Source organism: Bradyrhizobium sp. TM233 (assembly GCF_036247965.1).
GTDB lineage: Bacteria > Pseudomonadota > Alphaproteobacteria > Rhizobiales > Xanthobacteraceae > Bradyrhizobium > Bradyrhizobium ottawaense.
Genome location: NZ_BTIG01000092.1, coordinates 1 through 308, shown reverse-complemented (window position 1 = coordinate 308; position 308 = coordinate 1). Strand labels below are relative to the sequence as shown.

Below are 308 nucleotides of genomic sequence, written 5' to 3'. Positions count from 1 at the left end.
CCCGGCTTGAACTCGACGAATTTGTAGGGACCGGTCCCGACTGGAGAAAGGTTGGTCGGCGCTTCCCGTGACTTGCTGCCCGTGTAGTCGGCAAACAGGTGCTTGGGGAGAATGGTGTTCGGGGCTCCGACAAAGGCGTCCGCCCAGAACGGTGTCGGCTTCGGGAAAGTGATCTTGACCGTGAGATCGTCGATCTTCTCGACAGTGATGTCGCGATAGCTTGCGATGGTCACGGCCGCCGTCGCGGGATCCTTGATATATTGCCAAGTGAAGACAATGTCGTCGGCCGTGAACGGCTTGCCGTCATG

At 58.8% G+C, this 308-nt stretch carries 1 protein-coding gene; it reads right to left on the bottom strand.

What is annotated here, in order from left to right; translation table 11 throughout:
* Positions 1-308, bottom strand: a 308-nt coding sequence (locus AABA86_RS33705) for an ABC transporter substrate-binding protein (RefSeq protein WP_338309809.1), incomplete at both ends; no start/stop codon positions are given.